Source organism: Streptomyces sp. SLBN-118 (assembly GCF_006715635.1).
Lineage (GTDB): Bacteria > Actinomycetota > Actinomycetes > Streptomycetales > Streptomycetaceae > Streptomyces.
Genome location: NZ_VFNP01000002.1, coordinates 670679 through 694035, shown reverse-complemented (window position 1 = coordinate 694035; position 23357 = coordinate 670679). Strand labels below are relative to the sequence as shown.

Below are 23357 nucleotides of genomic sequence, written 5' to 3'. Positions count from 1 at the left end.
CGGGCTACGCAGCATCCTGCATCACCTGTCCGCGCAGATGCTCGCAGCAGCGGCTGATCAGCCGGGACACGTGCATCTGGGAGATGCCCATGTCCTTTGCGATGCTGCTCTGGGTCATGTCCCGGAAGAAGCGCAGGTAGAGGATGCGCTGCTCGCGCTCGGGGAGCTTGCTCAGCTCCGGTTTGACCGCCTCGCGGTCCACCAGCACGTCGATCGCCGGGTCGGATGAGCCGAGGGTGTCGCGCAGTGCGTATCCGTCCTCGGAACCGGGATTTTCGGCGTCGAGGGAGAGCGCGGTGAAGCTCTCGAGCGCGTCGAGGCCCTCCAGCACCTCCTGCTCTGTCATTCCGGTGTGCTGCGCGATTTCGGCTGCGGAAGGGTCGCGGCCGGGTATGGACTGTGCCAGTTCCTGGCGGGCGACCCGGACACGGTTGCGCAGGTCCTGAACCCTGCGCGGTACATGCAGGGCCCACATGTGGTCGCGGAAGTGGCGCTTGACCTCGCCGACCACGGTCGGTACGGCGTAGCTCTCGAATGCGTGGCCGCGGGAGGGGTCGTAGTGGTCGACAGCCTTGACCAGGCCGAGGGCGGCGACCTGCCGCAGATCCTCGATGGTCTCCCCGCGGTTGCGGAAGCGGCCGGCCAGTCGTTCCGACATGGGCAGCCAGGCGTACACGATCTCCTGGCGCACGAGCCGTCGTTCGGCTCCCTCCGGCAGTGCTGCCATCCTCCGGAACGCGTCCGTGGTGTCGGGGGCGTCGTCGTGCGGATGTTTGCCGTTCGCGTTGGTACGCATGGTGCTCGCAGCTCCCTGAGAGTCGTGTTCCTCATTCGGCGGGCTCAGGTCCTGTCCAGCCGGACTTGCCGGGCTCGCGTGCCCTGGCACGGCACCTCGCTGCGTTGTCGTCAGTCGCCGACGCTCCGCGTCGGCTCCTTCCTCCGCTTGCGATGCACCACGCCAGACCCCGCATACTGATCCGGCCTTGTCGGCCCGACAGGACTAGTGGGATCACCGGGGGGATCCGCCGGTGTTGGATCGGCGCGGGCTGAGCTGATGCTGATGGCTCCTCCGGGACGGGCCTCCTGTCCGGGAGCACATGACGCAGGTGCCCGGTCGAACCACCCGGAAACGTGCAATGTCGGCCTGTGTCAGAGGGCGCCGAACGGGTAGGCGGACAGTCTCCCCACGATCTAGGAGGAGCCCATGCAGCGAGGCAGTGATCGCCTCAGCGTCCACAAGGACGATGAGATGAAGCATGAATTGCAGGGCATGCTCCGTTCCGGACACCCCACGCGGGTGGAGGAGTGGCACGATCCGGAGCCGAGCGCCGACGACGACCCGGAGATCGCGTGGGGCTTCGTGCCCACGATGGGCTCGCTCGGCCCCGACGAACTGTTGCGGATCGAACTGGCGCGACACCTGGGCCGTACGGCCTTCCCGGCCACGCGTCGCGAACTGGTGCACGCCCTGACCGCGCGGCACGCTCCCGACAGGCTGGTCGAGATGGTGAACCGGCTGCCGAGCCACCACACCTACCGCACCGCACACGAAATCGTCAGCGCCCTCGCGCGCAGGTCCTGACGGTTTCGTCGAAGCAACCTTCCTCCGGGTGTGGAGACCCGGGCAGCGGGTACGTCTCCTGCGTCCGGGGAGCGGCGCGGGACGGGCCCAGTGGCGGAGGCGGTCTCGGCCTGCCAACGTCGAATTCATCGACCGGATGGACGTCGAGGAGCGGGAGACCCCATGGTGTCGGGATTCGCCGGACAGCCACAGGGGGATGGTGCCGCCCGGACAGGACGCTTCGGCGTCGAGGTGAGGCCGGCCGCAGGCGCCGTCGTCCTCGTACTGTCGGGCGAACTCGATCACGACACGGCCGAGCCACTGCGTGAGGCGCTGGCCGAGGCCGTGCAGGCCGCACCCGAGCGGATCGTGATCGACTGCGCGGATCTGAGCTTCTGCGATTCCACCGGCCTGAATCTGCTGTTGCGGGCGCGGCTGGCCGCGCGTGAGGCGGACAGTCGACTGGCGCTGTCGGCACTGCGGCCGTCGGTGGCCCGCATGTTCGACATCACCGGTGCTCAGGCGGTGTTCCCGGTGTACGCCCGCCTCGACGAAGCGCTGGCGAACGAGCGGCCCGAAGCAGGCGAGGAACGGTAGGCGAGGAACGGATGGGCGCGAGCGTCCGCGGGCAGGGGCAGACCCGGCGACTGGCGCTGTTCGGGACCAAGGGGGTGGTGAGCCGCTGCCGTGACTTCACCCAACAGGCTCTGGCCGACTGGGGTTGGACGCCCGCCCGGAGCCGGCGGGACGCGGAGTTCGCCGAGGACGTGCTGCTGTTGGTTTCGGAACTGGTCACCAATGCGTGTCTGCACGCCGGTGGTCCCACCGAGTTCATGCTCCACCACACCGCCGACCGGCTGCGGATCGAGGTCGCCGACGCCAGCCCCCAGCATCCGAGGCCGCGGGTGCCGCAGGTGGTCTCGCAGCCCGGGGGGCACGGCCTGATCGTGATCGAGCGGCTCGCGCGGAGCTGGGGCTGGGCACCCGTGGGCGACGGCAAGGTCGTCTGGCTGGAGGTCGGCACTCCCGCACACGCGGCGGGGAAGCGGCAGCCCCCGTAGGGTCCCGGCGGTTCAGGGCCGGGCGTCGTCGAGGAGCGCTGCCCGCAGCGTCGCGTAGATGGCGGCCAGCAGCCGCGAGACATGCATCTGGGACAGGCCGAGCCGGGCGCCGATCTCGGACTGCGTCATGTCCTCGCCGAAGCGCAGCGACAGGATCAGCCGGTCCCGCTCGCCGAGCGAGGCGATCACCGGCTTGAGGGACGCGACGGCTTCCACGATGTCGAAGGCCGGGTCCTCGTCGCCCAGGCTGCGGGTGACCGCGCTCAGGGCCTCGTCCTCGTTGACCGGGGAATCCAGGGAGCGGGCCACGTAACCGTTCGCAGCCTGCTCGCCCTCGACCACCTCTGCCTCGGTGATCCCGAGATTGTCGGCCAGCTCGGCGGCCGTCGGGCAGCGGCCCAGGTGCTGCTCCATCTGGTCGCGGGCCCGTGCCAGGTCGATACGCAGCTCCTGGAGCCGGCGCGGCACCTGGACGGCCCAGCTGGTGTCGCGGAAGAAGCGCTTGATCTCGCCGACGATGGTCGGCAGGGCGAAGCTGGTGAATTCGATGCCGCGCTCCACGTCGAAGCGGTTGATCGCCTTGATGAGGCCAATCGTCCCGACCTGGATGATGTCCTCGGTGGGCTCGGACCGGCTGCGGAAGCGCTGGGCGGCGAACTTCACAAGGCTGAGGTTGAGCTCGACCAGGGTATTGCGGACGTACGAGTACTCGGCGGTGCCCTCTTCGAGGGTGGCAAGACGCTCGAACAGCGAGGTCGACAGAGTCCGCGCGTCCATGGTGCTGACGGACAGCGGGTTCGGGATCTCCGGTATGCCCTCCAGCGCGCCACGGTGTGTGACGGGCGCCTGGTAGGTATCGGTCGGCACGGTTCGAGTCCTGGTGGACATGAGGCTTCCTCGACGGGGCGGAGGCCGACGCTGCCGACGCAGCGGGACCGTCGTATGGGCTTCTGCCTTGAAGATGCCCATTTGTGGCGCTTTGATGCCGACCAATGGGGCACCCGGACCGTATGGACCGGGCACAGAAACAGGCACAGCAGCAATGGGCGGCAACCGAAAGCCGCCGATTTCCGCTGGTCGGCGGGCTGGGCGTGGTGGGCCGATGTCGCGACCTGACGCGACACGTGCTCGACGATTGGTACAGCCTCTCCGGCCCGTCCGGAAGCGTCCTCAAGGCGGACATACTGCTGCTGGTCTCCGAGGTAGTGACCAATGCGTGCCTGCACGGCGGGACGCCCGTCGAACTGGGGCTCGACAGAGCCCCCGGGCGGCTGCGGGTCCAGGTCACCGACACCAGCCGTGTGGGCCCCCGGCCGCACCTCCCGCACCGGGCGGCCAGGTCGTCGGGGCATGGCCTGTATCTGCTGCAGCAGCTCTCCGACGGCTGGGGATGGCTGCCACGCGGAACGGGCAAGACCGTCTGGTTCGTGGTCGGCGTTCCTGATGGAGCGAGCGGTGCCGAAGAGGACCGAGCAAGGGGGTGAGCTGCGGTTTTCCGGCGCCCGGGGTGTCCGTGCCCCTACGGCGTGCAAGAGTGGGGAGAGTCGGCTCGACCGCCTGTCCGCCGGTTCGGACAGCACGGCGCCGTGAGTCACGACAGCGCGAGGTCAGCGATGGATGTGCCCGCCCACACGCCCGATCCACACCGGGCCCGGCCCCCCGCCGAACTGGGTGAGGACGGGCTGAGGAAGCTGCTGGCCGGACTCACGGCCGTGCGGGACGGAGACCTCTCCACGCGGCTGCCCGACGACGCCGGCGGGCTGCTCGGCGAGATCGCCACCATCTACAACGCCATGGTGGAGCAGCTGATGCTGGTCACCTCCGAGGTCACCCGGGTCGCCAGGGAGGTGGGCGGCCAGGGGCTGCTCGGCGGTCATGCACGGGAACCGCATGTGCGTGGCGTCTGGTGGGAGCTCACCACGGGCGTCAACACGATGGCCGACAATCTGACCTCTCAGGTGCGTTCCACCGCGCAGGTCGTGACGGCTGTGGCGGGCGGCGACCTCACTCAGAAGATCAGAGTCGACGCCCGCGGGGAGATCCTGGAGCTCAAGGAGACCATCAACACGATGGTGGACCGGCTCTCCTCGTTCGCCGAGGAGGTCAGCAGGGTCGCCCGCGAGGTGGGCACGGAGGGAAAGCTCGGCGGGCAGGCCACTGTCCAGGGCGTATCGGGCACGTGGAAGGACCTGACCGACAACGTCAACTCCATGGCGAACAACCTGACCAACCAGGTACGCAACATCGCCCAGGTGACCACCGCCGTGGCGCTGGGCGACCTGAGGCGCAAGATCGATGTCGACGCGCGTGGCGAGATCCTGGAACTCAAGACCACCATCAACACCATGGTCGACCAGTTGTCGTCCTTCGCCGCCGAGGTCACGCGCGTGGCCCGCGAGGTGGGCAGCGAGGGCCGCCTGGGCGGCCAGGCCGAGGTGGAGGGCGTTTCCGGTACGTGGAAGAGGCTCACCGAGAACGTCAACGAACTGGCCGGCAATCTGACCCGGCAGGTGCGCGCCATCGCGGAGGTGACCAGCGCGGTCGCCGAGGGCGACCTCACCCGGTCCATCGCGGTCGAGGCCCCCGGAGAGGTCGGTGACCTCAAGGACAACATCAACGCCATGGTGGAGTCGCTGCGCGCGACGACACGGGCCAATGAGGAACAGGACTGGCTCAAGACACATCTGGCCCGTATCGCCGGCCTGATGCAGGGCACCAGAAGCCTCTCCGCGGTCGCCGAACTGATCATGACGGAGGTGCCCCCGCTCGTCTCCGCGCAGTACGGCGGCTTCTTCCTGGCCCAGGACAAGGGCGAGGGGCTGGAGTTGGTGATGACCGCCGGGTACGGGGTGCCCGACGACCCGGCGGCCGGTCCCCGGCGCTTCCGGCTCGGCCAGTCCCTCGTCGGGCAGGCCGCGCACAGCCGCCACACCATCACGGTCGACGATCTGCCGCCCGGCTACGCGACCGTCGTCTCCGGCACCGGCCGCATGGATCCCGGAAACCTCATCGTCCTGCCCATCGTCGTCGAGGAGCAGGTTCTCGGCGTCATCGAACTGGCCGCGCTGCGGCCTCTGACCGTCATCCACCGTGACTTCCTCGACCAGTTCATCGAGACCGTCGGCGTGAACCTCAGCTCGCTGATCGCCAATGTGCGTACCGATGAACTCCTCGACCAGTCGCAGCGCCTCACGGCCGAACTGAGCACCCGTTCAGGAGAGTTGCAGGCACGGCAGGAAGAGCTCCAGCGTTCCAACGCCGAACTGAAGGAGAAGGCGGCGCTGCTGGCCGACCGCAACCGCGACATCGAGCGAAAGAACCTGGAGATCGAGCAGGCCCGCCAGGAACTGGAGGCCCGCGCCCAGCAGCTGTCGCGCACCTCGATGTACAAGTCGGAATTCCTGGCCAATATGAGCCATGAGCTGCGGACGCCCCTCAACAGCCTTCTCATCCTTGCCCAGTTGCTCGCCCAGAACCTCGAAGGCAACCTGACGCAGAAGCAGGTCGACTACGCCGAGGTGATCCACTCCGCGGGTTCCGATCTGCTCCAGCTGATCAACGACATCCTGGATCTGTCGAAGGTCGAAGCCGGAAAGATGGACATCCATCCCGAGCCGGTTTCCCTGCATCAGCTTCTCGAGTACGTCGAGGCGACCTTCCGGCCGGTCGCGAGCGATCGCGGGCTGGCGTTCCGGGTGGTGGCCGAGCCGGGCATCCCCGGCGAACTCACCACCGACGAGGCACGGCTGCGACAGGTGCTGCGCAACCTCGTCTCCAATGCGCTGAAGTTCACGGAGGAAGGCAGTGTCGAACTCCGCGTCCACACCGCCACCGAGGCGCAGCTGCCGCCCGCTCTGAGCGATGCCGGGCCGGTGATCGCCTTCCGAGTCACCGACACCGGAATCGGCATCCCGGCCGACCGCCTGCGGAGTGTGTTCGGAGCCTTTCAGCAGGGCGACGGCACCACGTCCCGCCGCTACGGCGGAACCGGACTCGGCCTGTCCATCAGCCGTGAGGTGGCACAACTCCTCGGCGGCACCATCGTCGTGGAGAGCACCGTGGGCCGTGGCAGCACTTTCACGCTCTGTCTGCCTGTCCGGGCCCAGCACGGTGGACCGCAGGACCGCGCGGACCGGCCGGAGCATCCGGCCGGAGCGCCCGGCGAGGAGGAACCGGCCGCGGGACGCACGGTCCTGGTGGTGGACGACGACACCCGCAACATCTTCGCGCTGACCCAGGTCCTCGAGCGCGAGGGCATGCGGGTGCTCCAGGCGGACAACGGCAGGGCCGGGATCGACCTGCTCACGGAGCACGGCGAGGTGGATCTCATCGTGATGGACGTGATGATGGCCGGTATGGACGGCAATGCCACCATGGCGGCGATCAGAGAACTGCCGCGTTTTGCGGAGGTTCCCATCATCGCGGTCACCGCCAAGGCGATGCCCGGCGACCGTGCCAAGGCCCTGGCGGCCGGCGCCAACGACTATGTGGCCAAACCCGTCGACGCGGACGACCTGATGGCGCGCATCCGCACCTGGCTGACGCGCGGGCGCTGAATGAGCGCGGACGTCGGCGGACGTCAGACGACGCGGATCGCGATGAGGCTGGTGTCGTCGTCCGTGTCGCCGGTGGCCTGGCCCAGCAGCCGGTCGGCCTGTTCCTCGACCTCGCAGGAGCTCAGCTCCTCGGCCGCCCGCCGCAGCGTCTCCAGGCCCTGGTCCAGTCCGTCGTGACGGCGTTCGATGAGCCCATCGGTGTACAGCAGGAGTGTGTCACCGGGCTTCAGTTGGGTGATCGTGTCCTGGTAGGCGAAGGAGGGCAGGGCTCCCAGCAGGATGTCGTGCGGCGGTTCGATCAGCTGCGCGGTGCCGTCGCGCAGCAGGAGTGGCGGCAGGTGGCCGGCGCTCGCCCAGCGCAGTGTCCGGTCGCCCGGATCGTAAAGTGCGCAGACCGCGGTGGCTGTCGGGTGTCCCTGCGTGTGCAGCGTGACCTCGTTCAGCCACTGCATGAGCCGTCCTGGGGTGTTCCCGGTGAAGGCCAGCCCCCGCAGGGCGTTGCGCAGGGCCACCATGCCGGTGGCGGAGTCGATTCCGTGCCCGGCGATGTCTCCGACCGCGACCAGCACCTTGCCACTGGGCAGCGGGAGTACGTCGTACCAGTCCCCGCCCACGCGGTACTCCTGGACCGCGGGCCGGTAACGGGCCGTCGCCTGAAGCCCGGGCAGTCGTCGCAGGGCGGGCATCTCGGGGACGATCGCCTGCTGGAGCTGGAGCGCCAGCCGGTGTCGCAGGGCTGCCTGCGCCTGCACTGCGGTGAGTTGGTCGAAGGTCGCGGTGAGGGCCACCTCGGCGTGGAACCCGGCCGACACGTCCTGGTAAACGCCGGTGAGCCCGGTGAGGACTCCCTTGTCGAGCAGTGGCTCCGCGGCGATCCGTACATGCCGCAGCCCACCGTCCTCGCGGATGACGCGCACGACCGCGACCGCTCCCTTGTGCCGCCCGGTGAGCGTGGACAGCAGCTCGGTCAGATCGTCGCGGTCCTCCGGATGCACACGTACCAGCAGCTTCGAGAGGGGGATCGGCCGCGACTGCGGATCGACGCCGAGCACTCCGTACGCCTGCTCACTCCAGCGCGATGTACCGGCGGTCAGATCGTCCTCGAACGGTGCGACGCCCTGAAGATGGCTCACCGCGCGTGTTGCGGCCGTCCGCAGGTCGCTGCCGGTGTGCCACAGGACGACCGCCCGTTCGTCGCCGACCGGCAGGACACGCACATCGAGAAGAGGGGCGGGGGCCCCTTCGCGGTGCTCCACGGGGACGCGGGCCGCCCGCTGGAGGGAACTGGCCTCACAGGCGCGCCGGATGAGCGGCGCGAGGTCGGCATGGTGCCGGGGGAGGGCCGCTTCGAGAGGCTGCCCGACAGCCTGGTAGGTCCCACCGAGCGCTTCCGACGCCGGTTCGTTGAGGTGCTCGACCGACAGTGCGGAGGCGTCCGGCCCGCGGCGCACCGTCACCGCCGGATGGGCGAGGGCGTCGACCAGGTCGTCGAGCGGCGGCGAGAGGGACGTTTCGGCCTCCGTGGCGTTGAGTACCCGCGCCGCCACGTCGATGAGATCGGTGAGCGCCCGGCGCAGGTTCTCGTCGAGATCGGCCGGGCCCGGCCAGACGGCGAGGGCCAGCCCCACGGTCGCGCCCTGGAGCCGCAGCGGCAGCAGGGCGCGGGCGGCTTCGGGGCCCGGGCCGGGCAGGACGACGTCCATGGGCGGCCCCGATGCCAGCCACAGCGGCGAGCCCTCGGTGAGGACCGATGCGAAGGGCGCCGGGGCGCCCGGCGGGATCCACTGCCATCGTGCTGCGTCGGTGGCGCTCACTCCGGCGTGTCCGGCCAGGCGCAGACAGTCGGACTCCATGCGCCGCCACAGCCACAGACTCTGGACGCCGAGGGGGCGAAGGCCGCCCTCCAGCAAGGTTGCCGCCGCCTCGTTCACCGCCTCGTTCGCCTCGGCCGCGGTGACGACCCGGCGGATCCGGCGGGCTTCCAGGAGGGCGTCCTCGCCCCCGGTGGGGGGCGCGACGGCGATGGTTCCCGCCACGCCGTTGACGATGTCCGCGGCCAGGTCTTCCGTGCTCACGCCCGTCGCCTCGGCGAGCCGACCGAGGTGCTCGGCGGCCTCGGCGGGCGATGCCTGCAGCTGCGCCACCAGGATTCCGGTGGCCAGATCGATCAGATGCCGCCGCGTGAGTTTGTCGCGCAGACCGGCGTTGTCGGCGGCGAGGCGGGTGAGCGCGGCGGACCGTTCGTCGTGCCCACCGCTCAGGCCCGAAGGCTCCTGCGCAGGCATGATCACGACTACCCCCATCCCGGGCAGACGGCGCGATGCAGGTAATCGCGCCCGATCTGGAGTTTACGCGGCACCGAGGCGGATTGGCGGCTGCAGGCGGACTGCCGCAAAGGGATGTGAGATCCGTCCGAGGAGCGTCGGCGCCGCTCTACGGCTGCGCAGAAGTGACGGTGAAGAGGGCTCCGTCGGGATCGCGCAATGCCGCCTGGAGGCCCTGCGGCGTGGACTGCCGGTCCAGGACGACACCGCCGTTGTCCAGTGCCGCGTCGACCGTGGCCCCTACGTCCTCGACCGGGAAGTGGACGTGCCACCGCGGCCTGATCATCGGATCGGGCGCCTCCCCCGACGCTCCGGAGCTGATACGCGCCAGAACGTGCCCCTCGCTGCGGAGCACGACCTCGTCCCCCTCGTAGCTGACCTGGCAGCAGCCGGGGCGCTCCGTCGCCCACTCGAGGACCTCCCCGTAGAAGATGGCGGCATCGAAGGCGTTGCGGGTGCGCAGGCGCAGCCAGGCGGGAGCGCTCTTGCGCCACCGGTGCCAGTTGGGGATGAGCAGCCCCTCCCAGATGCCGAAGACGGCTCCGTCACGGTCTGCCGCCAGGGCGCCGCGCCCCATGGAGAACGACAGCGGGCCGACCGCGACCGTGCCGCTGCGCTCCCGGATGCGTGCCGCCGCCTCATCGGTGTCGGTCACGGCGAAGTACGGAGTCCAGTCGACCGCGACCGCCAGCCGGGGCGCAAGCGCCCCGATGCCCGCGACCGGCGCGCCGTCGTAGAAGGCGACGCTGAATTCCTCACCCATGCGGCCCTTGCGGAAGCGCCAGCCCAGTACGGCTCCGTAGAAGTCCTGTGCGGCCTGCAGGTCCCGGGCCATCAGGCTGACCCAGCAGGGCGCACCGAACACGGACGCGCTCGACGGGGCGGTCCCGGATCTGACTGCTCTCGGTTCATTGTCCATAACACTCGGTGTCCTGATCGAAAGCGCGTGGGCGGAGGGGGTGACAGGAGTCGGCTGACGGAGCCCATCCTCTCGCCGAGGAGGCGTCCTCGCGAGCGGCGCGCCCGCGAAGTCGCCCCCGCGTCACCGCCGAACCCGCTGCCCCCGCGCTTTCTGCCCGCCGTCCACTGTTTTCCGCCTCCTGGCACGGGTACCCGGCCGTGAGCACCCTGCGCAGCGATTCGTACAGCAGAAGGTTCTCCAGCAGGGATACGTCCAGGGAAGGTGAGTCACATGGGTCTTGGCGGGTGCATCATTCTGATCGCCGCCGGAGCGATACTGACGTTCGCCACCGACTGGAAGGTGGAAGGCGCCAATCTCGACGTGGTGGGCCTGATCCTTATGGCCGTGGGCATCATCGGCGTCGCCACGTTCACCAGCATCGCCAGGCGCCGGCGCGTCATCGTGCCGCCGACGACGCCGGTGGTCGACGCAGAGCGCGACCGCCGCCACTACGAGTGACGGCGCCGGTTTGGCGCAGCGGCTCAGGGGCACCCGCCGGGCTCGTCATGCCCAGTCCCCACTCGCGCCGGAGTCGATTGTGAATCGTTCCCGTGTCGTTGTCGTCGGAGCCGGATTCGCCGGCTTCCAGGCCGCCCGCGCGCTCTCCAGGACCGCCCGGGACGAGGCCGAGATCATCCTGCTCAATCCCACCGACTACTTCCTCTATCTGCCGCTGCTGCCGCAGGTCGCGGCGGGAATCCTGGAGCCCAGGCGAGTGACCGTCTCGCTCCCCGGCGCTCTGCCGCGGGTACGCCTGCAGCTGGGCGAGGCCAGGGAAGTCGATCTGGACGCGCGGCGCGTCCGCTTCACCGATCCCGAGGGCCGCTCCGGCACATTGGAGTACGACCGTCTGGTGCTGGCCGTCGGAAGTGTGAACAAGCTCCTCCCCGTGCCGGGGGTCGCCGATCACGCCCATGGGTTCCGCGGCATTCCCGAGGCCCTCTACCTGCGCGACCACATCACCCGTCAGATCGAGCTCGCCGACGTCGCCGCGAGTGCGGGGGAAAGCGCCTCGCGCCGTACCTTCGTGGTCGTCGGCGCCGGGTACACCGGAACGGAAGTCGCCGCTCAGGGCGGGCTGTTCACGGACGCGCTGACACGCAAACGGCGCGCCGGGTCCGGCGGCCGGGCACGCTGGGTGCTGGTCGACATCGCCGACCGCGTCCTGCCCGAGCTGGACCGCCGGCTGTCCTCGACGGCCGACCGGGTGCTGCGCCGGCGCGGTGTCGACGTACGTACCGGGTCGTCGGTCAAGGAGGTCACGGAGGACGGAGTACTGCTGGACGACGGGGAGTTCATCGAGACGAGGACATTGATCTGGTGCGTGGGCGTACGTCCCGACCCGCTGGTGTCCGAGATCGGACTCCCCGTCGAACGAGGGCGTCTCGTGGTCGAGCCCCGGCTTGGCGTTCCCGGGCATCCCGAGGTCTTCGCCTGCGGCGACGCGGCCGCCGTGCCGGACCTGACCCGGCCCGGCGAGTACACGCCGATGACCGCCCAGCACGCCTCGCGCCAGGGCAAGCTGGCCGGACTCAATGTCGCGGCCTCACTCGGCGACGGCGACCAGCGCCCGTACGAACATCATGATCTGGGCTTCGCCGTGGACCTCGGAGGCGTCCAGGCCGCCGCGAACCCGCTGGGCATTGCGCTGTCCGGGCCGCTCGCGGGCGCCGTGACCCGCGGCTATCACCTGGCAGCCATGCCCGGCAACCGGGTGCGTGTCGCCGCGGACTGGCTGCTGGACGCTGTGCTGCCGCGTCAGGCCGTCCAGCTGGGTCTCGTCCGTTCCTGGGCAGTTCCGCTGGACACCGCTTCACCGGAACTCGCCCATGTCCCCGGCCCGGCCACCGCCAAGGAGGAGTGAGATGCGAACCGAACAACTGGCAGAACTGGGCCAGCAGTTGCGTGTGGACTCCGTTCGGGCCGCCGATGCGGCGGGCTCCGGGCACCCGACGTCCTCCATGTCGGCGGCGGACCTTGCCGCCGTGCTGCTGGCCAACCATCTGCGCTACGACTTCGACCGGCCCGGCCATCCCGGCAACGACCGGCTGATCTTCTCGAAGGGACATGCCTCACCGCTGCTGTACGCCCTCTACCGGGCCGCCGGCGCCGTCGACGAGAAGGAACTCCTCACCTTCCGCCAACTCGGCAGCCGTCTCGAAGGACACCCCACCCCCCGCCTGGCGTGGGTGGACGTGGCCACCGGGTCGCTCGGGCAGGGCCTGCCGGTCGGTGTCGGCATGGCGCTCGCGGGCAAGAAGCTCGACCAGATCCCCTATCGGGTGTGGGTGTTGTCGGGCGACAGCGAAATGGCCGAGGGGTCCGTATGGGAAGCCGTCGAGCACGCAGCGGACGAACACCTCGACAATCTGACGCTGATCATCGATGTGAACCGCCTCGGCCAGCGCGGCCCGACGCGCCACGAGTGGAACCTCGGCGCCTACGCCCGCAGGCTGCAGGCCTTCGGCTGGCACACCGTGGAGATCGACGGCCACGACGTCGGCGCGGTCGACGAGGCACTGGCCGAGGCCCGCACCACTTTCCGCCGGCCCACCGCGGTCATCGCCCGGACCCGCAAAGGCCGAGGCGTCTCATCCGTCGAGGACCGGGAGGGCATGCACGGCAAACCGCTGCCCGACGCCGACGAAGCCATCGAGGAACTCGGTGGACCGCGCCACATCCATGTCGATGTCCAGCCGCCGCCCGCGGCACGCGTGCTGCACGGCACCCGCGGCGCGCCCGCCGAGCCGCCGCGCTTTGAGATCGGTGAGTCGGTCGCGACCCGTACCGCCTACGGACAGGCCCTGGCGGCACTCGGCTCGGAGCGCGCCGACGTCGTGGCCCTCGACGGCGAGGTCGGCGACTCGACCCGTACCGAATACTTCGCCAAGGCGCACCCCAGCCGCTACTTCGAGTGCTACATCGCCGAGCAGCAACTCGTCGCGGCAGCCGTGGGGATGCAGGCGCGGGGATATGTGCCCTACGCCGCCACGTTCGCGGCCTTCCTGACCCGTGCCCACGACTTCATACGGATGGCAGCCGTCAGCCGGGCGAACATCAGGCTCGTCGGCTCGCACGCGGGAGTCGCCATAGGCCAGGACGGACCGTCCCAGATGGGACTCGAGGATCTTGCGATGTTCCGTGCGGTGCCCGCCAGCACCGTGCTCTATCCCTGTGACGGCAACCAGACGGCCCGCCTGGTCGACGCCATGGCGGCTACGCCCGGTGTCAGCTATCTGCGCACCAGCAGGGGGGACATGCCGGTCCTCTACGGCCCCGGCGAGAAGTTCGCCGTCGGCGGGTGCAAGGTGCTGCGGTCGAGCGATCGGGACCGGTTGACCGTGGTCGCCGCGGGAGTGACAGTCCATGAAGCGCTGGCGGCGGCCGAACTGCTGGAGCGCGAAGGCATTGCCGTGCGGGTCGTCGACCTCTACTCGGTCAAGCCGGTCGACGCGCGGACGCTTCAGGAGGCGGCCGACGAGACACGATGCCTGGTGACCGTCGAGGACCATCGCCCGCAGGGCGGCCTGGGGGACGCGGTCGCGGAAGTCTTCTCGGACGGGCGCCCGGCTCCCCGGCTGGTGCGGCTCGGAGTCCGGAACATGCCCGCATCGGCCACGCCCGAGGAGCAGTTGCGTGTCTCGGGTATCGACGCCGATTCGATCGCGGTCGCCGCACGGCTGCTCGTGGAAGAAGCGGTGGTGCGCTGAGCATGAGCACCTGCGCACTCGGCCGGGTGCCGGCACTGCCGGCGCACTCGGCCGGGTCCGCGGTCCCGCCCCGCGCCGCCTCGACGCCTTTCGCCGGCAGGCGGACAGGAAAGGGGAAGAAACAGGAAAACGGCGGCCCTGAGGGCCGCCGCTCTCCATTCCTTTCTCGCTACCACCGGTACCAGCGAGAACGTGTGCCGCCCGCCGATGTCGTCCGCATCAGGAATCCGAGCAGCCATACGACGAGGACAATGATGGCAATCCACCAGAGCGCCTTCACGGCGAAACCGACACCGAAGAGAATCAGTGCGAGAAGCAGAACGAGCAGGATGGGAACCATAGTCTGTACCTCCAATCAGCGGGTGCCCCCTCTTCTCCGGCGTACACATCGAGGACGTGCCACATGACACAGGAAGCGCAAGACAGCCCGGAGCGCGGCAGGGACGAGACGCCGGAGGAGAGGGCAGACCGGAGATGGACCGACCTGCTGCAGGAATTGAGGGTCGCTCAGACCGGCGTTCAAATCCTGTTCGGATTTCTGCTCGCGGTGGCCTTCCAGCCCCGGTTCGCCCAGCTTTCCGACACCGATCGCCACATTTATCTGGTCACCGTGCTGCTGGGGGCGGCGACGACCGGCGCTCTCGTCGGGCCGGTCTCCTTCCATCGCCTCCTGACCGGCCAGCGGCTCAAGCCGCAGACGGTCGACTGGGCTTCCCGCCTCACAGTCGTGGGCCTGGTTCTGCTGTTGTGCACGATGGCGTCCGCGCTGCTGCTCATCCTGCGGATCGTCGTCGCCGATGAGGTCGCGCTGTGGCTTGTGATCGGGATGGTCGCATGGTTCATCGTCTGCTGGTTCGTCCTGCCCTTCTGGGCCCGCGCCATCAGCCGCCGAACCGACGAATGACCCACGCGGGCGGCGCTGTGGGCGACAGGCGTCAGTCGCCGGGCGCCTCCGTGATGTCGAGGAAGACATGGTCCGCTTCCGGCCACGTTTCCCGGATCTGCCGCTTGATGCGTACGCAGATGAGCTCGACCTCCTCGCTGTCGAAGCCCGGCGTCAGATCGACCCGTGCCGCCACGAGCGTCGAATCCAGGCCGAGCCGCATGGTGAGCAGCGCGGCGACCCTGTGGATCTCCTCCTGGTCGTCGAGAAGTTCGCGGATGCCCCCGCTGAGCTCCGGATCGACCGCCTCGCCGATCAGCCGGTCGCGCGCCTCCCTGCCCAGCCGGTAGGCGATGTACACGAGAAGCGCGCCGATGGCGAGAGACGCGGACGCCTCCCAGACCACCTGACCGGTGATCAGATGAAGCGCCATTCCGGCCATCGCGAGCACGACTCCGAGCACCGCGGTGCTGTCCTCGGCAATGACGGTCCGCAGCGCGGGGTCTCGCGCCCCCTTCTCTTTGCGCATCTGGTGCAGGGCGCGCAGCAGTGATCCGCCCTCGGCGAGCAGCGCCACGAACAGGACGGCCAGGCCGGCCACATAACCCTTGTGGGATTCCTGCGGGTTTGTGGCCAATGCGTGGAGGCCCTGATAGAACGAGAAGCAGCCACCCATGACGAAAATTCCCACGGCCGCCAGCAGAGCCCAGAAATAGCGCTCCTTGCCGTAGCCAAAGGGGTGGCGGGTATCCGGTGGGAGGTGGCTCCGGCGCAGCGCGATGAGCAGGAAAACCTCGTTCGTGCTGTCGGCGACCGAGTGGGCGGCCTCGGAGAGCAGCGCGGGGGAGCCCGCCGCGAGACCCCCGACGGCCTTCGCCACGGCGATCACCAGATTCGCGGCGAGCGCCACCAGGACGGTGACGCGCGTCTTTGCGTCGGAATGGTTGCGCTTCATTTCGGTCACCGTATGGGTTCCTACCGTTTCGGGCGAGCCCGTCAACTGCGCCGAGTGGGCGACAGATTGGGTGACGCGAGTCAGTCAGAGAAAAGGGTGGGGTGGGTGTAAACGTCCGGGAGCTTGGCGGTACTGTGCGCGCACCGCCAGATGGGTGGCGCGGCAACCGTGGAGGAATGAGTGACAACAAACAACAGATCGTGGCGGCGTGCAGGAGCCTTCGCGACGATCGCGACGGTCAGTGCACTCGGCGTCGGCCTGGCCGCCGGCACCGCGCAGGCGCACACTCCCGTGTGGGAGGTTTCCTGCACCGAGGTCGGCGTCGACCTCACCGCCTACAGCCCGAAGGAAGACAACACCGTGACCGTCACGGTGGACGGCAAGGACCTGCTGCCCACCGAGACGTTCAAGGGAAACTTCCACAAGAAGCTCGAGCTCCCCAAGCACGACAAGGAGCTCACCGTCCGTCTCGTCGTGAAGGCAGGCGACGACGACAAGTTCTCGCGCGACGAGACCAAGACGGCGCCCGTGTGCGACGACAAGCCGAGCCCGACGCCGACCCCGTCGCAGACCACTCCGGCGCCGAGCGAGACTCCGAGCGACACCCCGAGCACCGCCACCAGCTCCGCCGAGGTGCCCCCGGCTTCGACCAAGCCGAGCCCCGCGGGTGACCTGGCCGAGACGGGCTCCTCCAGCTCCACTCCGCTGATCGCCGGCGCTGCCGCCGTGGTCATAGTCGCGGGTGGCGGCATCATGTGGGCCGCGCGCAAGCGGCGCAGCGCGCAGCACTGACCCCGGCGCGCGCTGCCGCGGGGAACGAGCCGCGAAGCGCCGCCGCAGCTGCGCACACCGAAAGGGCGGGCCGTCAGCCGACGGCCCGCCCTTTCCGCGTTGTTGTCAGGCCGTGGCGTCGCCCTCGACGACCCGCCCGGGGGTGCCGTCGACGCCGGCCGGGACATCGCCCGCAACCGTCACTCGGTGCAGCAGGCGCAGGCAGAGTTGCGGGCCGGTTCCGGCGCACGCCCGGCGCACTCCCGTGAGCGTGACCGCCCGGTCCTCCGACGTGTCGGCATGTCGTCAGCCTCTGTTCTCCCTCGGTTCTCACGGCCCCCTGGTGCGGTTGTCCCGGCCCCGCGATGCTGGGCGATGACAGCGCTTGCTGCGACTCAACTCACCGTATTCCGGGAGCAGTTGTGGGCCTTGGGAGAGCAAGACGCTCCATTGTGCTGGTCACGACGGTGTCCGCCCTCGTGGTGGGGGCGATGTCCCCAGCCGTCGCCGACTCCACACCCGACCCCCGTCCCCGCGATGCGTCGGAAGTGTTACGCCCGCTCACGGCGCCGCCCGCGAGCACCGCGGCCGGAAGCCCACGGGCCGTGGCCGACGGTGACGGAATCGAGACCGCGCGCAGCGCCCGGCCGATTGCTCCGGGCATCAGCCTCACCTCGTACGACCGGCTGGAATCGGACAAGTGGCTGCGGGTCGACGCGCTTTCGGTCGACCTCGGAGGCAGCGGCGTAGAGGCGGACTATCTCTCCTCGGGCAAGGTCGCAGACCGCCGCGCCGTCTCCGAACTTGCCGCCCGGCACGACCCGGGCCCCGGCCGGCGCACGGTCGCGGCCATCAACGCCGACTTCTTCGACATCAACCAGACCGGTGCGCCGCTGGGCCCCGGCATCAAGGACGGCAAGGTCACCCACTCACCGGCTGCGGGTGCCAACCGGGCCGTCGGGATCGGACCCGGGAACGCGGGACGCGTCCTGAAGCTGTACTTCGACGGCACCCTGACACTGCCCTCGGGCACGCACCCGCTGACCGCGTACAACGCCGCCAACGTCCCGGCGGGCGGCATCGGCGCGTACACCGCGGCCTGGGGGACGGCCGACCGGGCGCTGACCGTCGACGCCGCAACTCCCGTCGCAGAAGTCCTCGTTCGCGACGGCACGGTGGCCGAGGTCGCGGGCCGGCCCGGCAGTGGGCCGATCGCTCCGGACGCCACCGTCCTGGTCGGCCGCGAAGCCGGGGCAGGGCTGCTCGCCGCGCTGAGGCCGGGCGACCCCGTCGCCCTGGAGTACCGGCCGCGCACCGACAGCGGCCCCGTTCCGCGCACCGCGGTCGGCGGCCGTGAACTCCTCGTCGTCGACGGGGTGCCCCAGAACCACGACGGCGAGGGCAACAACACCGCCGCTCCCCGCACCGCCGTGGGTTTCTCCAGGGACGGCCGCGCGATGCAGGTCATCACCGTCGACGGCCGGCAGGCCGACAGCGGCGGCGTCACCCTCACCGAACTCGGCCTGATGATGAAGCAGGCCGGTGCGCACAGCGCCCTGAATCTCGACGGGGGCGGATCCTCGACACTTGTCGCCCGCGAACCCGGCAGTGACGCGCTCCAGGTGGAGAACAGCCCCTCGGACGGCAGCGAGCGCACAGTCCCCAACGGGCTCGCACTCACCGCGCCCGACGGCAGCGGGCGGCTGCGCGGCTTCTGGGTCGAGACGCGTACGCCCGCCGGGGTGTCACCCACCGCCGACCCGGTCAAGGGCGGCCACCCCGAGCGGGTCTTCCCCGGGCTGACCCGCCGCCTCACCGCCGCCGGTTACGACGAGACGTACGGACCGGCGGCCGGAACCCCGCACTGGCGTACCGCCAGGCCCTCGGTGGGCCGGGTCGACGACCAGGGTGTCTTCCGGGCCCGGGACAGCGGCACCACCGAGGTACGCGCGGAACGCGCGGGCGCCCGCGGCAGCACCCGGCTGACGGTCCTCGACGACCTTGCCCGGATCGAACCGACCACCCAGCGCGTCGGCTTCGCCGACGCGAGCGCCACCGGCACATTCGGCGTCCTGGGCCTCGACGCGCAGGGCAACAGCGCGCCCGTCGAACCGGCCGACGCCGAACTCGCCTACGACCACACCCTCTTCGACATCCGCGACGACGGACGGGGCTCCTTCACCGTCAGATCCCTCACGGGCAGCGGCGCCGGGCGGATCACGGTGACTGTCGACGGCCTCACCACCGTTCTGGCTGCCGGCGTGGGCCTCACCGAACAGGCCGTCTCGGGGTTCGACGACGCGGCGGCCTGGACCTTCAGCCAGGCGCGAGCGAGCGGTTCGGTCGCGGCGACGCCCGACGGACAGAGCGGCACCGGCCTTGAGCTCACCTACGACTTCACGCAGTCGACGGCCACCCGCGCCGCATACGCCAACCCGCCGGGGCCGATTCCCGTCCCCGGCAGGCCGCAGTCCTTCATGCTCTGGATCAAGGGCGACGGGAAGGGCGCCTGGCCCACTCTGCACCTCAAGGACGCCGCCGGGTCTGACCAGCTTCTGCGCGGGCCGTACGTCACCTGGACCGGCTGGCGGCAGGTGACCTTCGCGGTGCCGCCGGGGGCCGCGACGCCGCTGTCCGTCGTCCGCTTCTATCTGGCCGAGACCGCGGCCACGAAGCAGTACACGGGGAAGGTCGTCGTCGACAGTCTGAACGCGCAGGTGCCGCCGGCGGTCGACCTGCCCGTGCAGCCGCGTACGGCCGATCCGCTGATCGACCCGGCGGCCGAAACCGAGGCCAGGGACTGGCAGTTCGCGGTCATGTCCGACGCACAGTTCGTGGCCCGCGACCCCGACAGCGCGATCGTCGCCCAGGCACGGCGGACCCTGCGCGAGATCAAGGCCGCGCGGCCCGACTTCCTCATCGTCAACGGCGACCTGGTCGACGAGGGCTCGCCGGCGGACCTCGCCTTCGCTCGTCGCGTGCTGACCGAGGAGCTGGGCGACGAGCTGCCCTGGTACTACGTGCCGGGCAACCACGAGGTGATGGGCGGAACGATCGCCAACTTCATCGCCGAATTCGGGCCCCCGCACCGTGTGTTCGACCATCGCGGTACACGCTTTCTCACCCTGGACACGTCGAGCCTGAGCCTGCGGGGCGGGGGCTTCGCCCAGATCAAGGAGGTGCGGGCGCAGCTGGAAGCGGCGGCGAACGACCCGGGCGTCAGCTCGGTGATGCTCGTCGAGCATGTGCCGCCGCGTGACCCGACCGTCCAGAAAGCCAGCCAGCTCGGCGACCGCAAGGAGGCGGCGCTGATCGAGCAGTGGCTCGCGGAGTTCCGCCGTACGACGGGGAAGGGGGCGGGGCTCATCGGCAGCCATGTCGGCGTCTTCCACGCGGACCACGTGGACGGTGTGCCGTATCTGATCAACGGCAACTCGGGCAAGGCGCCGGCGGGACCGGTGAACGAAGGCGGTTTCACGGGCTGGTCGCTGGTCGGCGTCGACACGGTGTCCCGGCTGGAGCAGCTGACCGGCCGGCTCCGTCCGTGGGAGGGACTGCCCGACTGGGTGTCCGTCCAGACCCGCGCCCATGTCGACGGGCTGACGCTCGACGCGCCCACGGTACTGCGGCCGGGCAGCAGCGAGCCCGCGGGGGCGACGGTCACCCAGGGAGTGCGCCGGATCCCGGTCGCGTTCCCGCTGAGCGCGGACTGGACGGGCTCGCCGAACCTGTTCATCGGCGCGCCGGAGGATGCGCGCCATCGGCATGTGGCGGTGTTCGACCCGAGGACAGGGCGGGTGACGGGGCTGCGGCCGGGGACGGTGACGCTGGCGGTGACGGCCGGGGGCGTGACGCGACGCGGGGAGATCCGCGTGGCTGCGCAGGGGGTGGGTGCTGCGGCGTAGGGGGCGCCTGTGTGAAGGTGAGGCTGGGCGCCCGGGCGCCGCGCTGTACGGGATCTTCGCGGGCCGCGGCGAGTTCGCCGGCCGACGCCTGCTGTCCGCCGAAGCGGCCGAATGCGTCCGGGAGGGCCAGGGCAGCTGCCGGGACCTGGTGCTCGGAGCCGGATTCGAGCATGAGACGGAGGTCGGGCTCGGCCTCTGGCTGAGTGGCGAGAACGGTTCGTACGGACCCAATCCCCGGGCTTTCGGGCACGACGGCTTCGGCGGCTCCTGCGGACTGGCCGACCCGGAGGCCGGCATCAGCCTCGGCTACGTCATGAACCGCATGGGCCCCAGCATTGCCGACGATCCACGGAAGACGGCCCTCGTGGACGCCCTGTACGAGGCGGTCCGGCCGCCGCTGTAGCCCGATCCCGAATCGGACGACGGCCCTTCCGGATTCTTGCAACACGTTCTACTGTGTGCGCCGCGCACGCGACGGATCGCGAGACTCCTGGAGGGGCCGTGCACCTCGAATACACGCCTGAGCAGCAGCAGTTGCGCGCCGAGCTGCGTACGTACTTCGCCGAACTCGTGCCGGACAACGTGTACGCCCGCTACGGCGACCCGGGCGAACAGAAGCGCTTCTACCGCGAGACCGTGCGCCGTCTCGGCACCGACGGATGGCTGGGCGTCGGGTGGCCCAAGGAGTACGGCGGTCGCGGTCTCAGCCCCATGGAGCAGTTCATCTTCTTCGACGAGGCCGCCCAGGCGGGCGTACCGCTGCCGCTGATGGCCCTCAACACCGTCGGTCCGACGATCATGCAGTTCGGCACCGAGGAGCAGAAGGCCCACTTCCTGCCGAAGATCCTCTCCGGCGAGATCGACTTCGCGATCGGTTACAGCGAACCCGACGCGGGTACCGACCTCGCGGCGCTCAAGACCCGCGCGGTACGCGAGGGCGATGAGGACACCGGCACGTACACCGTCAACGGGCAGAAGATCTGGACCACCAACGGCGACACCGCGGACTGGGTCTGGCTGGCCGTGCGCACCGACCCCGACGCCCCACCCCACAAGGGCATCACCATGCTGCTGGTGCCGACGTCCGATCCCGGCTACTCCTGCACCCTCATCAACACCCTCGCCTCGCACGACACCACCGCCAGCTACTACGAGAACATCCAGGTTCCCGCATCCCGCCGGGTCGGCCAGGAGAACAAGGGCTGGCGGCTGATCACCAACCAGCTCAACCACGAGCGCGTCACCCTCGCCGCCCACGGCACCATGGCCATCCGCGCCCTCCACAACGTCCAGCGTTGGGCCGCCGACGCCAAACTCGCCGACGGACGGCGGGTCATCGACCTCGGCTGGGTACGCAGGCGCCTGGCGCAGACCCACACCAGGCTCGACGCGATGAAACTGCTCAACTGGCAGATGGTGGGCGCCGTCCAGGAGGGCACCCTGACCCCGCAGGACGCCTCCGCGGTCAAGGTCTACGGCTCCGAGGCGCGCCGCGAGGCGTATGCCTGGCTGATGGAGGTCACCGGCGCGGCGGGCCCGCTCAAGGAAGGCTCGGCGGGAGCCGTCCTGCACGGCGAACTGGAGCGCGGCTACCGATCCGCCGTGATCTTCACCTTCGGCGGCGGCAACAACGAGATCCAGCGCGAGATCATCTCCTGGATCGGACTGGGGATGCCGCGGGTACGGCGGTGAACGTGTCTGAGCAGGCATCTTCGTTGTCAGGTGGATCTGGCTTCAGGAACGCTACGAAACAGGGCGCATTGTTGGTTAGGGTGACAAGTAGAAACTGATCCCGATGCCCTCGGCCAGGGCGATGACCAGGCTGACGGGTTCGGTGCCGCACAGGGTTACGGCTCCCGCGGAGTCGTACAAGCCAGGAGCGGGTGCCCGCGGGGCAGTTGTGGTCGCGGAGGGTGGGTCGGACACAACGGGGGGCGCGTTGGATGGCCTGAATGGAGCAGACCTGGAGGTCAATACCGCAGGTCCGCCGGACCGCGGTGGGCGTGTGACCGGTCGGCCGGTGCCCGCGGTGCTGCCCTCGTCGCTGCGCGCGTGGCTCGGGCTGATCGCGGCCCTCGCCGCGCTGGTGGTCGTCGTGCTCGGGGTCCTGTACGCCGGCCACGACGAGCCCGGCATGGCGGACAGGTGGATCATCCGGCCGACGGCGGACAGCGTGGGGCCGCCGTGGCGGCGCGTCGCTCTGGCCATGGACTTCCTGGGGGAGCCCGCCGGATCGGCGACGCTGGTCGTGGCCACCGTGACCGGCTGCCTGCTGCTTCGGCGTCCTCGCGCGGCGATGTTCGTCGTTGCCGGGGTCGGCATCACCGTGGGATCGGCCACGCTGCTCAAGTCCCTGGTGGGACGCACCATCCACGGCGACGACAACCTGTCCTATCCGAGCGGGCACACCGCCTTCCTCACCGCGCTCGCTCTCGTGGTGGCGCTGCTCGCGACCGGCCGGCTCGGCCTCGGCAGGACGGCCGGCACGTCACTCGTGCTCGCCGCGGCGCTGGTTGCCGGCGCCGCCATGGGCTGGGCGCAGGTCGCCCTGGGCGCGCACTACCCGACCGACGTCCTCGGCGGCTGGTGCACCGCGCTGGCGGTGATTCCGGCGACCGCGTGGCTGGCCGACCGGCTGGTCGACGCCGGTCGGCGGGTGCGCCGCTGACG

The 23357-nt window shown here is 70.0% G+C and carries 20 protein-coding genes and 1 pseudogene; 14 read left to right on the top strand and 7 right to left on the bottom strand.

Annotation, left to right across the window (positions count from 1 at the left end):
* Window positions 1-4: 4 nt before the first annotated feature.
* Window positions 5-796, bottom strand: coding sequence for a SigB/SigF/SigG family RNA polymerase sigma factor (locus FBY35_RS21680; protein ID WP_142215664.1), 792 nt, complete (start codon window positions 794-796; stop codon window positions 5-7).
* Window positions 797-1204: 408 nt separating this feature from the next.
* Here FBY35_RS21680 and FBY35_RS21675 point away from each other — a divergent pair, with 408 nt between their 5' ends.
* The 3 genes from FBY35_RS21675 to FBY35_RS21665 all read left to right on the top strand — a co-directional run bounded on the left by FBY35_RS21675 (window position 1205) and on the right by FBY35_RS21665 (window position 2622).
* Window positions 1205-1582: a DUF2795 domain-containing protein gene (locus tag FBY35_RS21675; RefSeq protein ID WP_142215663.1), complete on the top strand. Its 378-nt coding sequence runs from the start codon at window positions 1205-1207 to the stop codon at window positions 1580-1582.
* A gap of 162 nt (window positions 1583-1744) precedes the next feature.
* Window positions 1745-2158: an STAS domain-containing protein gene (locus tag FBY35_RS21670; RefSeq protein WP_142215662.1), complete on the top strand. Its 414-nt coding sequence runs from the start codon at window positions 1745-1747 to the stop codon at window positions 2156-2158.
* Window positions 2159-2169: 11 nt separating this feature from the next.
* Window positions 2170-2622 carry an ATP-binding protein gene (locus FBY35_RS21665; RefSeq protein ID WP_142215661.1) on the top strand — a complete coding sequence of 151 codons (453 nt, stop codon included), beginning with the start codon at window positions 2170-2172 and terminating at the stop codon, window positions 2620-2622.
* Between the two features lie 12 nt (window positions 2623-2634).
* Here FBY35_RS21665 and FBY35_RS21660 read toward each other — a convergent pair whose 3' ends face one another.
* Window positions 2635-3510, bottom strand: a complete 876-nt coding sequence (locus tag FBY35_RS21660) for a SigB/SigF/SigG family RNA polymerase sigma factor (RefSeq protein ID WP_142215660.1) — start codon at window positions 3508-3510, stop codon at window positions 2635-2637.
* 104 nt (window positions 3511-3614) lie between these two features.
* Between FBY35_RS21660 and FBY35_RS21655 the strand changes: the two genes are divergently transcribed.
* Both FBY35_RS21655 and FBY35_RS21650 read left to right on the top strand, forming a co-directional pair.
* The gene (locus FBY35_RS21655) at window positions 3615-4106 is read left to right on the top strand and encodes an ATP-binding protein (protein WP_260848775.1); all 492 of its coding nucleotides are present in this window, start codon (window positions 3615-3617) and stop codon (window positions 4104-4106) included.
* 129 nt (window positions 4107-4235) lie between these two features.
* Window positions 4236-7178: a HAMP domain-containing protein gene (locus tag FBY35_RS21650; RefSeq protein WP_142218093.1), complete on the top strand. Its 2943-nt coding sequence runs from the start codon at window positions 4236-4238 to the stop codon at window positions 7176-7178.
* Between the two features lie 23 nt (window positions 7179-7201).
* Here the strand turns inward: FBY35_RS21650 and FBY35_RS21645 are convergent, their stop codons facing one another.
* Together FBY35_RS21645 and FBY35_RS21640 are read right to left on the bottom strand one after the other, a co-directional pair.
* Window positions 7202-9463, bottom strand: coding sequence for a SpoIIE family protein phosphatase (locus FBY35_RS21645; protein WP_142215658.1), 2262 nt, complete (start codon window positions 9461-9463; stop codon window positions 7202-7204).
* Between the two features lie 148 nt (window positions 9464-9611).
* The gene (locus FBY35_RS21640; RefSeq protein WP_142215657.1) at window positions 9612-10421 is read right to left on the bottom strand and encodes a VOC family protein; all 810 of its coding nucleotides are present in this window, start codon (window positions 10419-10421) and stop codon (window positions 9612-9614) included.
* A gap of 273 nt (window positions 10422-10694) precedes the next feature.
* On the opposite strand from FBY35_RS21640, the gene FBY35_RS21635 reads away from it, so the two are divergent.
* The 3 genes from FBY35_RS21635 to FBY35_RS21625 all read left to right on the top strand — a co-directional run bounded on the left by FBY35_RS21635 (window position 10695) and on the right by FBY35_RS21625 (window position 14173).
* Window positions 10695-10922, top strand: a complete 228-nt coding sequence (locus tag FBY35_RS21635; protein ID WP_142215656.1) for a DUF6458 family protein — start codon at window positions 10695-10697, stop codon at window positions 10920-10922.
* 79 nt (window positions 10923-11001) lie between these two features.
* Complete coding sequence (locus FBY35_RS21630) at window positions 11002-12327, top strand: NAD(P)/FAD-dependent oxidoreductase (protein WP_142215655.1); 1326 nt, start codon at window positions 11002-11004, stop codon at window positions 12325-12327.
* Between the two features lies 1 nt (window position 12328).
* Window positions 12329-14173: a transketolase gene (locus FBY35_RS21625; RefSeq protein ID WP_142215654.1), complete on the top strand. Its 1845-nt coding sequence runs from the start codon at window positions 12329-12331 to the stop codon at window positions 14171-14173.
* A gap of 169 nt (window positions 14174-14342) precedes the next feature.
* Here FBY35_RS21625 and FBY35_RS21620 read toward each other — a convergent pair whose 3' ends face one another.
* Window positions 14343-14513 carry a hydrophobic protein gene (locus FBY35_RS21620; protein ID WP_142215653.1) on the bottom strand — a complete coding sequence of 57 codons (171 nt, stop codon included), beginning with the start codon at window positions 14511-14513 and terminating at the stop codon, window positions 14343-14345.
* A 63-nt stretch (window positions 14514-14576) separates the two neighbouring features.
* Here FBY35_RS21620 and FBY35_RS21615 point away from each other — a divergent pair, with 63 nt between their 5' ends.
* Window positions 14577-15077, top strand: a complete 501-nt coding sequence (locus FBY35_RS21615; protein WP_142215652.1) for a DUF6328 family protein — start codon at window positions 14577-14579, stop codon at window positions 15075-15077.
* A 31-nt stretch (window positions 15078-15108) separates the two neighbouring features.
* Here FBY35_RS21615 and FBY35_RS21610 read toward each other — a convergent pair whose 3' ends face one another.
* A complete protein-coding gene (locus FBY35_RS21610; protein ID WP_142215651.1) occupies window positions 15109-16011 on the bottom strand; it encodes a cation diffusion facilitator family transporter in 903 nt (300 codons plus the stop codon).
* Between the two features lie 180 nt (window positions 16012-16191).
* On the opposite strand from FBY35_RS21610, the gene FBY35_RS21605 reads away from it, so the two are divergent.
* Window positions 16192-16803 (top strand): LAETG motif-containing sortase-dependent surface protein, encoded by a 612-nt coding sequence (locus FBY35_RS21605; RefSeq protein ID WP_142215650.1) that lies wholly within the window; start codon window positions 16192-16194, stop codon window positions 16801-16803.
* 105 nt (window positions 16804-16908) lie between these two features.
* On the opposite strand, the gene FBY35_RS21600 is transcribed toward FBY35_RS21605, so the two are convergent.
* Complete coding sequence (locus tag FBY35_RS21600; RefSeq protein WP_260848774.1) at window positions 16909-17043, bottom strand: hypothetical protein; 135 nt, start codon at window positions 17041-17043, stop codon at window positions 16909-16911.
* 230 nt (window positions 17044-17273) lie between these two features.
* Between FBY35_RS21600 and FBY35_RS21595 the strand changes: the two genes are divergently transcribed.
* The 4 genes and pseudogenes from FBY35_RS21595 to FBY35_RS21580 all read left to right on the top strand — a co-directional run bounded on the left by FBY35_RS21595 (window position 17274) and on the right by FBY35_RS21580 (window position 23355).
* Window positions 17274-20687: a phosphodiester glycosidase family protein gene (locus FBY35_RS21595; protein ID WP_260848773.1), complete on the top strand. Its 3414-nt coding sequence runs from the start codon at window positions 17274-17276 to the stop codon at window positions 20685-20687.
* A gap of 28 nt (window positions 20688-20715) precedes the next feature.
* Window positions 20716-21090, top strand: a pseudogene (locus FBY35_RS21590) (serine hydrolase); the annotation flags it as partial.
* Between the two features lie 98 nt (window positions 21091-21188).
* Complete coding sequence (locus tag FBY35_RS21585; RefSeq protein WP_142215648.1) at window positions 21189-22379, top strand: acyl-CoA dehydrogenase family protein; 1191 nt, start codon at window positions 21189-21191, stop codon at window positions 22377-22379.
* Window positions 22380-22692: 313 nt separating this feature from the next.
* A complete protein-coding gene (locus tag FBY35_RS21580) occupies window positions 22693-23355 on the top strand; it encodes a phosphatase PAP2 family protein (RefSeq protein WP_142215647.1) in 663 nt (220 codons plus the stop codon).
* The last annotated feature ends 2 nt before the right edge of the window (window positions 23356-23357 follow it).